Raw genomic sequence first — 12,996 nt, forward strand, 5'->3', positions numbered from 1 at the left:
CAATCACTTTAGATAGTATATAATGTTGATATTGAAAATAAGATGTAGTATAAGACTTAATTGACGTGGGGTGAGGATGATTTTAAAAAAGATTTTTGGTATGACAGTGGTATTTCTATTGCTGCTAATAGGTATAGGAACGGTTTTTTCTCAGAACTATACAGAAGTAACTATATTTAAAGATAATGAAGTATTTACTGTTAATACTCAAGAAAAAAGAGTGGGGGAAATTTTGAAAGAATCTGAAATGGATATTAATGAATATCATAAAGTTTACCCTGATAAAAGTGAACTATTGGAATCTAAGTATATTTATATTGAAACAGGAAGTAAAGTAACAATCGATGTTGATGGCGAACAAAAAGAGATAATAAGTTGGGAACCAAACATTGAGTCACTTTTATTTTCTCAAAGGATTGAGTTAGGAGATAAAGATATATTAAGTTTGGATAAAGGTACTGAGCTTGAGGATGGTCTAAAAGTAGATATAACAAGAGTAACAAAAGAAACTGTTGTTGAAGAGGAAGAGGTAGGTTTTGAAACTGAACATGTTGACAACTCTAATTTGTTATCGGGGAGTACTGAGGTTAAAAATGAAGGTAACAAAGGAGTTAGAAAGATAACATATGAGCATATTTTTCATGATGGTGAAAAAGTAAGTAGTAAAAAAATAGATGATGAAATAGTCAAAGAACCTAAAAATCAAATAGTTTATGTTGGGACAAAAGAGGAGCAGGTAGCTAGTTCAAATTCATCAAGAGATGATAGAGCACCCCAAGCTTCTCGTGGTAGAACTGAAGAAACATCAGGAGAGGTGTTTACGGGAAAGGCTTCTTATTATGGTAGTGAACTACATGGCCAACTCACAGCTAGTGAAGAAGTATTTGATAAAAACAAATTTACTGCTGCTCATCCTACTTTAGAATTTGGGACTGTTGTAAGGGTAACCTTAAAATCCACAGGTAGAAGTGTTGATGTGCGAATCAATGACCGAGGGCCCCATGTTCCTGGTATAATGATTGACTTATCTAAAGCAGCAGCTTCTGAGATTGGTTTAGTTGGACCAGGTATAGGAGAGGTAAAAGTAGAAGTTATAAAATAAAAAAAGTTTAAAGCGCTGCCAAAAGCAGCGCTTTTTATGTTAGTGCGCTCAGCATGCGTTAACTTGGCGGGGGAAAGTCCGCTGTGGGCTTGGTAGTGGGAATTATTAGGGAAAAGCAGGTCAAAACCTTTATTTAGCCACGAAAACGTCTATATTTGCTTATTCTGCTGGGACTAAGAGCTGGATTAGAAATTAGATTTGATGCCGGGTCTGTAATGGCCATCACGACCTCAAGGTGGTATAAAGTGTTCTCATTGGATTTCTAGGATTATTACACTACTGTATGAGCTTTCTAACAGTAACTTTTATGCCTAGTTTGAATAGCTAGTTTATTTTATTACTGACCTAGCATGTAGCTAGTTTGGAAAAAGAATTTGGTCCCAGCATGTAGCTAATTTATACGTTTTAGTGGCCAACTAAGGACTTAAATGTGATCTTACTATTTTGACCTTTGTAGTGATGGATATTTAGCGTTGGTAGCTAAACATGCTTTGTAAGGCAAGTCAAAACCTTTATTAGCCACGAAAACGTCGATATTTGCTTATTCTGCTGGGACTAAGAGCTGGATTAGAAATTAGATTTGATGCCGGGTCTGTAATGGCCATCACGACTTCCAAGGTGGTATAAAGTGTTCTTGTTGGATTTCTAAGATTATTACACTATTGTATGAGCTTTCAAATAGTAACTTTTATGCCTAGTTTGAATAGCTAGTTTATTTTATTACTGACCCAGCATGTAGCTAATTTATACGTTTTAGTGGCCAACTTAGGGCTTAAATATCATCTATTTTGACCTTCGTAGTGATGGATATTTCTTTGGAAAGCAGGTCAAAACCTTTATTAGCCACGAAAACGTCGATATTTGCTTATTCTGCTGGGACTAAGAGCTGGATTAGAAATTAGATTTGATGCTGGGTCTGTAATGGCCATCGGCGACTTCCAAGGTGGTATAAAGTGTTTTCATTGGATGTTATTACACTACTGTATGAGCCTTTTTAAAACATAGCATGTCAAATGGAGTGAATTTTATGACTAGTTAAATAGCTATTTTAATCAGTAGATGAGATAATTTGAATTGATTAGTTTAGAAGGGTTTTTATATATTATGACGAATTAATAATATTAGCCTAAGTTATTAACGTAGTGTAAAATTTGCAAATGTTAGGATGAAAACAATAATGATTAAGAGAAAAACACCAGATTTTGGTATGCTACTTGTTACTTTTATATTGCTTGGCATTGGCTTGGTGATGGTATATAGTTCCACGGCCGTTTTATCTTTAAACAATTTTGGTACTAGCTTTTATTATTTAAAGAGACAAGTTTTATTTGTAATCCTTGGGCTTATATGTATGTACATATGTATGTGTTTAAATTATTGGAAATGGAAACAGTTACTTAAGATACTTTTTTTGCTAAACTTTGCTTTTCTGTTACTAGTTCTCATCCCTGGTGTTGGACATGAAGTTGGAGGAGCGACTAGATGGATTAACCTAGGCTTTATGCGATTTCAACCTTCAGATTTAACTAAATTTGTTACCGTGTTGTTTACTGCCAATTATTTATCATCTAGAGATGAGAGAGTCAAAAATTTTTTTGGAGGAACGTTACCGTTAATGATAGTTTTGGGGATAACATTTGCCTTGATTATGCAACAACCTGATTTTGGCACTGGTATGACTATTGTAGGTTTTGTGGGTATTATGCTTTTCATCGCAGGAGCACCTTTTAAGCAACTTGTACCATTGGGGGTTGTTGGTGTATCTGGTTTGCTAGTAATTGCTCAATTGGCACCATATAGATTACAAAGAATGACAGTTTTTTGGGATCCATGGGTTGACCCTCTTGGTTCAGGCTATCAAATAATTCAGTCTTTATATGCAGTAGTAGGTGGAGGACTTACGGGAGTTGGACTTGGAGCTAGCAAGCAAAAAATGGATTATTTGCCAGAGGGTCAAACTGATTTTATTTTTTCTATTTTAACTGAAGAGTTAGGATTTTTAGGTGGTACTTTTGTAATAGTATTATTTTGCCTTTTTACTTGGAGAGGCTTCAAAATTGCGGCAGCAGCTCCGGATAGATTTAGCTATCTTTTGGCTGTTGGTCTTACTGTTATGATATCATTCCAAGCTTTTATTAACATAGGCGTGGCTATAGCTATGTTACCTACAACAGGGTTGACCCTACCTTTAATAAGCTTTGGAGGAACTTCTTTGTTAATAACACTGTCAAGTATAGGTGTGATTTTAAATATTTCTAGATTTTCTACAGAATAAAAAAACAGATTGCAGGAATAATATACCTCGGTGTTGAATAAAATATATACTTAAGAGAAATGTGTGTCACTGTATTAATTTTTAAACTACTTAAAAATTGTGGAGGTGCAGGTAAATGGAAGAACAAAATTTGTTGGTAAATGAAGGTTATGGAACAATTAGAATAGCAGATGAAGTTGTAGCAGTAATTTCTGGTATTGCAGCCACAAACATTGAAGGAGTAGCCGGCATGAGTGGAGGGGTAGCTGGTGATTTAGCTGAGATGATTGGTCGCAAAAACCTTTCTAAAGGAATAAAAGTAAATGTCGGCGAGACAGAAACTGCTATCGACATTTTTATTGTTGTGGAATATGGTACAAAAATTCCTGATGTGACAAAGAAAATACAAGACGAAGTTAAGAAAAATGTAGAAAATATGACAGGCTTATCTGTAGTAGAGGTAAATGTTCATGTTACAAGTGTTAAAATTGAAGACGAAAACAAGAAGAAAAAAGAACAGCCTAAGCTTAAATAATCAGCAAAATAGATTGGAAAAGTAGAACGGGTACTTAAAAATACTCGTTCTACTTTTTATTTTATTGTAGAATAATATATTGTATGACATTATAACGTTGTAGAAAAACATTAATAGCTAAAAAAGGATAAATGTGATATACTAATATTCGGGTTATCGTTTAATATGCCTAAAATCTATAATATGAGGTGGTAAATAAATGAAAACTAAAATTGGGATTAACGGTTTTGGCAGAATTGGTAAGGCTGTACTTAAAGCATCTTTTGCGGAAAAACAAGATATTGAAATAGTTGCTATTAACAGCACCTCGGGGCCCGAAAAACATGCTCATATTCTAAAATATGATTCTTTATATGGAGTTATGGATCAAGAAGTTACGGCAACTGAGGACGCTTTGATTATTGATGATAAAATAATTAAATTTACAGCTTATAGAGACCCTGCTGATATACCTTGGTCAGATATGGGAGTTGAAATTGTTATAGAATCAACCGGAATTTTTTTGACAAAGGAAGCGGCTTCAAAACATTTTGAAGGTGGAGCTAAAAAAGTTATACTATCAGCTCCTGCTAAAGGGGGGGAAGATCTAACTGTAGTTATGGGGGTAAATGAAGCCCAATATAATCATAGAAGGCATCATATTTTATCAAATGCTTCATGTACAACTAATTGTTTAGCACCTATTGCTAAAGTTTTGGAAAAAGCCTTTGGAATTGAAAAAGGGTTGATGACCACTATCCATGCCTTTACAAATGATCAACGGGTGCTGGACATGCCTCATAAAGATTTACGTCGGGCTAGGTGTGCAAGTGAGTCTATTATACCCACTACAACAGGAGCTGCAAAAGCTGTTGCTAAGGTAATACCTAGTTTGGAAGGAAGACTTAATGGAATGGCAATGCGTGTTCCAATTCCTGTTGGCTCGGTGGTAGATCTAGTAGTTGAGTTGAAGAAAGACGTAAGTGTAGAGCAAGTAAATTCTAAGTTAAAAGAAATGGCAGAATCTGAGTTAAAAGGTATTTTAGGGTATAGTGAAGCACCACTAGTGTCTATCGATTATAAAAAAGATCCTAGATCTTCTATTGTTGATGGACTTTCTACTATGAAAGTTAGGAACAACATGATTAAGGTAGTTGCATGGTATGATAATGAATGGGGTTATTCATGCAGATTATTAGATCTAGCAAGTTATGTAGCAAAGTCTTTGCAGAGTGTAAACAATCAAGATTTCAAAGCTATTTAATTTCATAAGCAAAGGAAGGCTGGCACTTAAAAAGACAGCCTTCCTTTCCTTTACTAATATAAAAAGTGATTTATTATGTTATAATACCCCCCTTTTAAGCGCTCTGTTAGACTATTTTTCTCCACTACTATTTGTTGTATATATGTTGGACGAATCCATGAAGCCTCTTTTATACCTTTATCACTAACAGCTTTATAGTAATATTCAGATGTAAACTCTTCTTTGGATTTATGTTTATCGTATTTTTCAACTTTTGTCAGAAAAAAATTGTATGTTAACGGGGCTACTTGAATTAACTTTTGATGATTTAAATCAGGTTGAACAAGCATCGTTTTGTCATCAATATAAAAATAGGCGAAAAATTCTGCAAAATATTCTCCTGGACAGTCTGTATAATATTTTCTTTTAAAAACGTTTTCAGCTTCCATTGAGGTTATTGAATAAAATTCGTCTTCGTATGAAATACTGTTATACAAAAGGATATCAACTAAGTGTCCTATTTCATGTAAGCTAACCTTTACAGCCAATGAATAGTCTATGCGGGTTATTGCTAGTTTCTTTGGATAATAAGCAATACCCACAGTTCTTTCAGTTAATTTCGACCCCCATGGCAAAACCATGTTTTTTTCAAATTCAGGTTGATTTCCGATGTGCCCATAAACAAATCTAAACTTAGCACCCATGCAAACTAAATCTTCTAATATTTCAATGGGGATGCTTTGCATTTCTCCTATAGATTTAATTACTAAATCTTTATCAAATATTGAATGAGGCAGTTGGATAAACTGGTACATTAAGCTTTTAAATTGTATGTTATCTGATGATGGCTCGATTACTGACTCCAGAGTTTTAAAATACTCAACTTGTTCTACTGCATCTATAAAAGGAGTTAAAGTTTCCTTTGCTGTTTGAGGAGGGCGAATATTGAGATGTATATAGTAGTTTGATCGTTCACCCTCATTGTTAATGGTGTTTATAAGTGCTTGGCTCATGCTTTTTGAAACTTTTTCTCCATTTTGGTTGTAGAAATCACCTTCTTTTATTTGCCCATATAAAAAACTTCCGTCAAAGAATTTATTACCATTATCTTGGTATATAACTGCATTACCGTGAGGTAATCCATGTTTCCAATATCCCTCATAAATTAACATGTCTTCTGTAAAAAATTTAACATTACCTTTGTAAACGTTTTCTGTCCATTTTCCTTTATAAGTAATAGAGTTATTTTTATCAAGGGAACCATCCCAATAGCCATCATGGTTTACAAGTTGGAAGTTATCTTTTGGAAACATTATTCCATCAATAAAATTTCCTTCAAAAATTAGGTTTTCCTGTGAATTATATAATGACCCTTTACCGTATTTATTTCCATACTTCCAACGCCCTTCATATTTTAAATTGCCGTTACTGTAAAAAAGTTTTCCATGCCTATGGGGGGAGCCGTTTTTCCAAAAGCCCTCGTATCGTAAGGCGCCTCTTTGGTATAATTTACCATTTCCGTTTAACTTACCATCTTTGAAGTCACCTTCTGCTTTAATGTTACCAGTCTGAGTTAACAGTTTGCCTTTTCCGTTTGGAACACCATTTACTACAGAACCTTTATATTTCACAGACCCATTGGAGTAGTAAATATGGTTAGCAGCTCCAAAGCTGTATAGTAAAGTAGTAGCTATAATTATATTAATGGCAAGTAGTGCTATAGCAATTATTCCGCTAATTTTCAACTTTTTAATAGTGGAAGGTGAAGTTAAATTTGTTTTTAATTGATGCAAGACACATCTTATAGACTTTCGTTGTTTAAAAAAATTAAAAATCTTTCTTTCTAGTAAACAGTAAGCAGGGATTAAGAATAACCCCCATAAATAAAACAACAACAAAAGAACAGTGTCGTCAGATATGCGATGCAAAAGAATTGACACAACAATAAAAACAGTAAAAAAAAGTTTTTTAGCTCTTTTTTTCATATTTATCCCCCTTATACTAACAAATGAAATCATTCAATGTTTTACAGTTAATATATAGTTATTTTCGAATTGTCTGTATATTAATTGTAAAACAAAAACATTACGAAAATATTACAGGCTGTTTTTTTATAAATATTAATTTGAGTTTAAATTATAAAGGTTTTCCTGAAGTAGGGAAAACTTTTTTTGTTTTAAAAATAATTCATAAACCTGTCCTTTTATAAATAACTATTTCTAAAGGGGGACAGGCGATGAAAAATAAGTTGAATGAAGTATTGCTGTTTTTTCCTGAACCACTTAGGTCTGTTTTTAAAAAAGCTATAGAAAAAGAAGGTGACAACATAGAAGAAATAAGGGTTAGAGCAGGTCGACCATTAGCTATTGGAATAGATGGTGGTGACTATTATTTATCAAAAGAAGGAGAGGTTGATACTGGTTCCCCTATGATAGTATCTACTGATCAAATTGAAAGCGCTATCCAGCTGATATTTAATTATTCTTACTACTCTGTGGAAGAAGAGCTTAAAAATGGTTTTGTGACCGTAAAAGGTGGACATAGAGTGGGAATAATAGGCAAGGCTGTTATGCAAAAAGGGGAAGTTAAAACGCTAAAGGAGATTAGTGGAATCAACTTCAGGATTGCAAGGCAGGTAACTAAGTTAGCTACTAAGGTGATGCCTTATGTTTTAGAGTCAGGAAGGTTTTTAAATACAATGATTATTTCACCACCTAATTGTGGGAAAACCACCCTTCTGAGAGACATGGTAAGAAGCTTAAGTGATGATTATAGATTTAAGGTTGGGGTAGTTGATGAAAGGTCTGAAATTGCTGCTTCATATCACGGGAAACCTCAACTGGATGTTGGGTGTAGGACTGATGTGCTTGATGGTTGTCCTAAAGATGAAGGTATGAACCTTTTGATTCGCTCGATGTCACCAGACATTATTGCTACTGATGAATTGGGCCGTCGACAAGATATCGATGGTGTTGAACAAGCTATGACTTGTGGAGTTGGGTTATTAACAACGGTACATGGGTTAGATTTAGAAGATTTAAAGAGTAAAAAATGGGTAAATAAAGTGCTGGACTTGAACTATTTTAAGAGGCTTGTTGTGTTATCGCGTAAGGATGGTGTTGGTACTGTAGAGGAGATAGTAGATCTTAAAACAAGCCAAAAAGTGACGGGAGGGATAATAAATGCTAAAGATTATTGGGGCGGTAGTTTTAATAGCAGCAACAACAAGTTACGGATTTCAAAAGGCCCAAAAATTACAACAACGTACTACAGCCCTTAGAGTATTTCAAAACGGCTTATCTATGCTTCAGACGGAAGTTAGCTATGGACACACACCTTTGCCTGAAGCTCTTAAAAATGTGGCATGCGCCCTTCCATCTCCCCAAAAGGAATTTTTTATCAACATTTCTGCTAATTTAGAAAAGTGTGATGGGTTTATGTTACAGCGTTATTGGACAGAAGAGTTAAAAAAGGAAGCTTACCACTTTCTAACGGTAAGGGATAAAGATATTTTACAAACTCTTGGTTTTTCTTTAGGCAAAAGTGGAATAGATGAGCAAATGAAACATATATCTTTAACATTAAACAAGCTTAATGCAGCAGAACGAGAAAGTGAAATTGAATACAAGAAAAACGGTAAGATGTGGAAATATCTTGGTTTTTTTACTGGCTTGGCATTGGTATTAGTGTTGTTATAAAGGGGGAGGTCTTGTGCCGAATGTTGATGTGATTTTTCAAATAGCAGGTATTGGTATTTTAATAGCTATTTTTAGCATTGTGTTAGAACAGGCTCAAAAAAAAGAACAAGGGCAGATGCTTACTTTGGGTGGGGTTGTAGTAATTCTGCTAATCGTATTAAATCTTATAGCAGATTTATTTGAAACAATTAAGACAATTTTCCACTTATAACTGAGGTGATAGCTGTGGAAATAATGAGTGTAGTAGCTTTTGGAATAGTTGCTAGTATAATTATTGTTATCATAAAACAGCAAAAGCCAGAAATAGCAATGCAGCTAGCTCTTGCTGCCGGTGCCCTTATTTTTTTGGCGTTAATTAGTCAAATATATACAGTGGTTAGGACTATAGAGGATATGGCATATAAAGCAGAACTTAATGTGATGTTTTTAGGAACTATGCTTCGTATTATTGGTATTGCTTACATAACGGAGTTTGGTTCACAGGTTTGTAAAGATGCTGGACAAGGGGCGGTTGCTTCTAAGGTTGAGTTTGCGGGTAAGATTATGATGTTACTTTTAGCGCTCCCCATAGTTTCTATGATTCTTCAAACTTTAGTAAGTATATTACCATAGACTTAGGGGGATTAATGATGAAAAAAAAAATGGGGGCCATTTTTTTAACACTAATAATTTTGGTTATGTTTTCCTCCGATGCTTTGGCAGACCAACACCAAGAGTCAGAGGAAATGATTGATCTAGTTGAGCTTGAAGATCAATGGCTTCAGCTAGAGTCTGAGTTTGGAGACTACATGCCTCAGTTAGATTTAAGGGATATGATTACAGGTCAAGGAAGCGGAGCATTTAGTGTAGGAGATTTTTTAAAAAATATCTTAGCTTTTTTATTCAAGGAAGTAGTTACTAATCTTAGGCTTATGAGTCAGCTTATCTTATTGGCAGTGTTAGGTGCCATTTTAGAAAATCTAAAAAGTGCTTTTGGTAGCGAGACAACTACAAAGCTGGCTCAAAGTGTTGTTTTCCTAGTGCTTTTTGGAATAGCGTTAAATAGTTTTACTATGGCGATGCAATGGTCTAGGGACGTAGTAAACTCAATGGTGGATACAATACAAGCTATGATTCCGATTTTACTTACCCTATTAGCCTCTATGGGATCTGTAGCTTCTGTAGCAGTATTTAAACCATTGGTAATTTTCATAGTAAATGTTGCAGCAGTTGTTATAAGGGATATAGTCTTTCCTCTAATTTTTTTATATACAATTTTAAGTTTAGTTAGTACAATTAGCTCTTTTAACATTAATAAACTAGCTGATTTTTTGAAGGAGTGTAGCATGCAGGTTTTAGGATTTACGTTAATAATTTTTGTTTTTATAACTTCGATTCAAGGTGTAGGTGCTGCAGTTGTAGATGGTGTGGGGCTTAAAACAGGAAAATTTACTGCAAAAGCTTTTATCCCAGGAGTTGGAGGGCTCTTTGCAGATGCCTTTGATTCTGTAGCCGGAGCTTCCCTAGTTTTGAAAAATGCAGTGTCAATATATGGGATGTTATTGATCATTTTCATTGCTATTTTTCCACTTTTAAAAATTATAGCTCTTACGATAATATATAGATTAAGTGCGGCAATTTTACAGCCTTTAGGTGATACTCCTGTTGTAAAATCCCTAGAGGTTATGGCTAACTGCTTAATGATGCTGTTTATAGCTGTTTTTGGAGCTTCCATAATGTTTTTTATGGCTATTACAATAATTTTTGGAGCTGGAAACATAACTCAGATGATAAGGTAGGTGGTGGAATGTTAGAGTTTGTAATGAATCCCCTTAACAATGTGGTTCACAACTTGGTTGTGCTGGTCATTTTAGCAACTTTTTTAGAGATGCTACTTCCAGAAAACGATATGCGAAAGTATGCTCGTCTTATCTTTGGACTTATGATTTTAGCTACCATATTACACCCCGTTGCACTCCTTCTTAATCATATGGAACGTTTGCCCAACGATGGGTATCAATATAGTTACATAGAAATTGAAGATGAGCAGTTTGATGAAAATACAGTAAATAGGGTATTAGATCAGTATAAAGAAAACATAGCTCTTCAAACTAAGAGTATTATTGAGCCTTATGCTGACGGATACGAGATAGAAATAAAAGTAGAGGTGATTGAAGATTATAGCGATGAAAAGTTTGGTGAGATATCTAGCATCTATGTTATGTTAAATAAAGAAAATATGGATAAGATTGCAGCGGTAAAGCCAGTAGTTATCGGTGAAGAACCGGAAAAAAAGTTGGTAGAAGACTTTGAGGGAAAAGAAGAAATAGTGGGTGCAATATCCAGTTATTATCATATTTCTGGAAGCAAAATTTCCGTTGCTAAAGTGGAAGAAAATAATTAGTAGAAAAATGAATTGATTTATAAAGTTAATAGCTCAGCAAGGGAGAGGTTAAACCATTAAGTTTATTAAAGTTGTGCAGCCGCTTGGCAAGTAACTTGAAGGAGGGGGTTCTGTGGATAAAAAAATGTTTGAAAACATTAAGGAACAATTTAGTTCCAATAAGCTCCTTGGAGCTTTATGTATTTTGGGGGTAGCGTTATTAGTGCTCAGTAAATTTATAGGAGATGATGATAAAAATACCGCGCAACCTTCCGCTGAGATAGAACAGCAAATAACAGATAGCTATGAAGAAAAAATTCAAAAGGAATTAGAAGAAATTTTAGGAAATATTGCTGGGGTAGGCAAAGCAAAGGTAATGGTCACTTTAGATAAGGGGAACGAGAAAATAGTAGCAAAAAACATCACAGAGAGCGAAAGAACTACTTTAGAAGAAGATACTGAGGGGGGAGTGAGGGAGATAATCGACTACAACTATCAAGGTGAGCTAGTAATTTTAAGGAAAAGTGGTGGAGATGAACCTCTAGTTTTGACAGAGGTAAAACCTAAGGTTAGGGGAGTTGTCGTTGTTTGTCCAGGGGGAAATGATCCTAGCATACAAAAACAGGTAATAAGAGCAGTGCAAGGTGTGTTAGACATCCCTACATATAGAATTTCAGTTATGCCGAAAAAGTAAAGGAGGGAACCGTGATGAAGATAATACAGTGTTTTAAAATTCCTAAAACCGGTATACTTTTAGGAGTATTTGTTTTATTGTTTATATTTGGGGGAGCAACTTATTTTTCAAGTATTAGTCAATCAGCTGGGCAAACACATTTAGATGGTGATGAAAAGATAGAAGAAAAGGACTTAGAAAAAAAAGAGGAAGATACAGATGTATTATTACAAGATGATGATATAAACCAACCTTGGAGCTTTGAAGGTAAAGATGACTTCTTTATAGAATATAGGTTAGAAAGAGAAAGGGTAAGAAGTAAAGAGTTAGATTTACTTCAACAGATGATTGATAATCCTAATGTAAGTGAGGAAGCAAAGGAAAATGCAGAAAAAAAATTATTAAATATTAAAGAAATGATGGAGCTTGAATTAAATGTTGAAAATTCTCTAAAGGCTCTAGGGTATCCTAATGCAATAATTTTTTTACGAAATGATAATGTTAATGTGATAATAAATGCAGAAGCGTTAACTAGGGAAGAGCTAGCAAAGATTTCACAAGTAGTTTCAAATTCCACCGGAGTTCCTAGACATCAAATAACAATTACAGAAAAAGACGGTGCATAATTTTATTTTGTAATTCATTGAGAGTTTGGTATAATATACAATAGCAGGAAAAAGATATTATTATAACTTATTAGTAAATGTTAAAAAATTATGGAGGTGCTTTATGGAACAGAATACGATGCCACAAGAAAATGGAAGCGTTAAAATCGCCGATGAGGTAGTAGCTGTTATAGCTGGTATTGCCGCTACTGATATTGAAGGCGTAGCAGGAATGAGTGGTGGAGTAGCTGGCGGTATTGCTGAGATGCTTGGAAGAAAGAACCTTTCTAAAGGTGTTAAAGTAAGTGTTGGTGAAACAGAAACTACAATTGATATTTATATCATAGTAGATTATGGAGTAAAAATCACAGAGGTTTCTAAAAACATACAAGAGCAGGTAAAGGAAAGTGTTGAAAACATGACCGGCCTAAATGTTTTAGAAGTCAACATTCATGCGCAAGGTGTAAAATTAGAAAATGCTGACTCTAAAGAAAAAGAAGAGTTAAAACTTAATTAATACAAAGTTTATCCCTGGCTTTAGCCAG

The 12,996-nt window shown here is 34.4% G+C and carries 14 protein-coding genes; 13 read left to right on the forward strand and 1 reads right to left on the reverse strand.

Going from position 1 to position 12,996, the window contains the following annotated elements:
- Positions 1–76: 76 nt before the first annotated feature.
- From PRVXT_RS05430 to gap, 4 genes are all read left to right on the forward strand, one after another.
- Entirely contained in the window at positions 77–1,102 is a 1,026-nt protein-coding gene (locus PRVXT_RS05430) for a septal ring lytic transglycosylase RlpA family protein (RefSeq protein WP_350344652.1), read from the forward strand.
- Positions 1,103–2,279: 1,177 nt separating this feature from the next.
- Positions 2,280–3,377, forward strand: coding sequence for a putative lipid II flippase FtsW (gene ftsW / locus PRVXT_RS05435; protein WP_350344653.1), 1,098 nt, complete (start codon positions 2,280–2,282; stop codon positions 3,375–3,377).
- 115 nt (positions 3,378–3,492) lie between these two features.
- Complete coding sequence (locus tag PRVXT_RS05440; RefSeq protein WP_350344654.1) at positions 3,493–3,891, forward strand: Asp23/Gls24 family envelope stress response protein; 399 nt, start codon at positions 3,493–3,495, stop codon at positions 3,889–3,891.
- Between the two features lie 199 nt (positions 3,892–4,090).
- Positions 4,091–5,134, forward strand: coding sequence for a type I glyceraldehyde-3-phosphate dehydrogenase (gap, locus tag PRVXT_RS05445; protein ID WP_350344655.1), 1,044 nt, complete (start codon positions 4,091–4,093; stop codon positions 5,132–5,134).
- Positions 5,135–5,187: 53 nt separating this feature from the next.
- Here gap and PRVXT_RS05450 read toward each other — a convergent pair whose 3' ends face one another.
- A complete protein-coding gene (locus PRVXT_RS05450; RefSeq protein ID WP_350344656.1) occupies positions 5,188–7,098 on the reverse strand; it encodes an anthrax toxin lethal factor-related metalloendopeptidase in 1,911 nt (636 codons plus the stop codon).
- A gap of 251 nt (positions 7,099–7,349) precedes the next feature.
- Here PRVXT_RS05450 and spoIIIAA point away from each other — a divergent pair, with 251 nt between their 5' ends.
- From spoIIIAA to PRVXT_RS05495, 9 genes are all read left to right on the forward strand, one after another.
- On the forward strand, positions 7,350–8,393 hold the full coding sequence (spoIIIAA, locus tag PRVXT_RS05455) for a stage III sporulation protein AA (RefSeq protein WP_350344657.1): 1,044 nt from the start codon (positions 7,350–7,352) through the stop codon (positions 8,391–8,393).
- Positions 8,296–8,811, forward strand: coding sequence for a stage III sporulation protein SpoIIIAB (spoIIIAB, locus tag PRVXT_RS05460; protein WP_350344658.1), 516 nt, complete (start codon positions 8,296–8,298; stop codon positions 8,809–8,811). The genes spoIIIAA and spoIIIAB overlap by 98 nt, the downstream gene beginning before the upstream one ends.
- A 13-nt stretch (positions 8,812–8,824) precedes the next feature.
- Positions 8,825–9,022 carry a stage III sporulation protein AC gene (gene spoIIIAC, locus PRVXT_RS05465; protein WP_350344659.1) on the forward strand — a complete coding sequence of 66 codons (198 nt, stop codon included), beginning with the start codon at positions 8,825–8,827 and terminating at the stop codon, positions 9,020–9,022.
- Positions 9,023–9,045: 23 nt separating this feature from the next.
- Entirely contained in the window at positions 9,046–9,423 is a 378-nt protein-coding gene (gene spoIIIAD / locus PRVXT_RS05470; RefSeq protein WP_350345116.1) for a stage III sporulation protein AD, read from the forward strand.
- A 17-nt stretch (positions 9,424–9,440) separates the two neighbouring features.
- Positions 9,441–10,589 (forward strand): stage III sporulation protein AE, encoded by a 1,149-nt coding sequence (gene spoIIIAE / locus PRVXT_RS05475; RefSeq protein ID WP_350344660.1) that lies wholly within the window; start codon positions 9,441–9,443, stop codon positions 10,587–10,589.
- 8 nt (positions 10,590–10,597) lie between these two features.
- Positions 10,598–11,194 (forward strand): stage III sporulation protein AF, encoded by a 597-nt coding sequence (gene spoIIIAF, locus PRVXT_RS05480; RefSeq protein ID WP_350344661.1) that lies wholly within the window; start codon positions 10,598–10,600, stop codon positions 11,192–11,194.
- Between the two features lie 112 nt (positions 11,195–11,306).
- Entirely contained in the window at positions 11,307–11,867 is a 561-nt protein-coding gene (locus tag PRVXT_RS05485) for a hypothetical protein (protein ID WP_350344662.1), read from the forward strand.
- A 14-nt stretch (positions 11,868–11,881) separates the two neighbouring features.
- The gene (locus PRVXT_RS05490; RefSeq protein WP_350344663.1) at positions 11,882–12,472 is read left to right on the forward strand and encodes a SpoIIIAH-like family protein; all 591 of its coding nucleotides are present in this window, start codon (positions 11,882–11,884) and stop codon (positions 12,470–12,472) included.
- 103 nt (positions 12,473–12,575) lie between these two features.
- Positions 12,576–12,968, forward strand: coding sequence for an Asp23/Gls24 family envelope stress response protein (locus tag PRVXT_RS05495; RefSeq protein WP_350344664.1), 393 nt, complete (start codon positions 12,576–12,578; stop codon positions 12,966–12,968).
- Positions 12,969–12,996 lie beyond the last annotated feature (28 nt).

This window comes from Proteinivorax tanatarense (assembly GCF_040267685.1).
GTDB classification, from domain to species: Bacteria; Bacillota; Proteinivoracia; order Proteinivoracales; family Proteinivoracaceae; genus Proteinivorax; species Proteinivorax tanatarense.

Bases quoted from the DNA above. Each gene is read 5' to 3' on its own strand.
- gap (WP_350344655.1), top strand. From the start codon at position 4,091: ATGAAAACTAAAATTGGGATTAACGGTTTTGGCAGAATTGGTAAGGCT.
- PRVXT_RS05450 (WP_350344656.1), bottom strand. From the start codon at position 7,098: ATGAAAAAAAGAGCTAAAAAACTTTTTTTTACTGTTTTTATTGTTGTG.
- spoIIIAE (WP_350344660.1), top strand. From the start codon at position 9,441: ATGAAAAAAAAAATGGGGGCCATTTTTTTAACACTAATAATTTTGGTT.
- PRVXT_RS05495 (WP_350344664.1), top strand. From the start codon at position 12,576: ATGGAACAGAATACGATGCCACAAGAAAATGGAAGCGTTAAAATCGCC.
- PRVXT_RS05440 (WP_350344654.1), top strand. From the start codon at position 3,493: ATGGAAGAACAAAATTTGTTGGTAAATGAAGGTTATGGAACAATTAGA.
- PRVXT_RS05490 (WP_350344663.1), top strand. From the start codon at position 11,882: ATGAAGATAATACAGTGTTTTAAAATTCCTAAAACCGGTATACTTTTA.
- spoIIIAA (WP_350344657.1), top strand. From the start codon at position 7,350: ATGAAAAATAAGTTGAATGAAGTATTGCTGTTTTTTCCTGAACCACTT.
- spoIIIAF (WP_350344661.1), top strand. From the start codon at position 10,598: ATGTTAGAGTTTGTAATGAATCCCCTTAACAATGTGGTTCACAACTTG.
- ftsW (WP_350344653.1), top strand. From the start codon at position 2,280: ATGATTAAGAGAAAAACACCAGATTTTGGTATGCTACTTGTTACTTTT.
- spoIIIAD (WP_350345116.1), top strand. From the start codon at position 9,046: ATGAGTGTAGTAGCTTTTGGAATAGTTGCTAGTATAATTATTGTTATC.
- PRVXT_RS05430 (WP_350344652.1), top strand. From the start codon at position 77: ATGATTTTAAAAAAGATTTTTGGTATGACAGTGGTATTTCTATTGCTG.
- spoIIIAB (WP_350344658.1), top strand. From the start codon at position 8,296: ATGCTAAAGATTATTGGGGCGGTAGTTTTAATAGCAGCAACAACAAGT.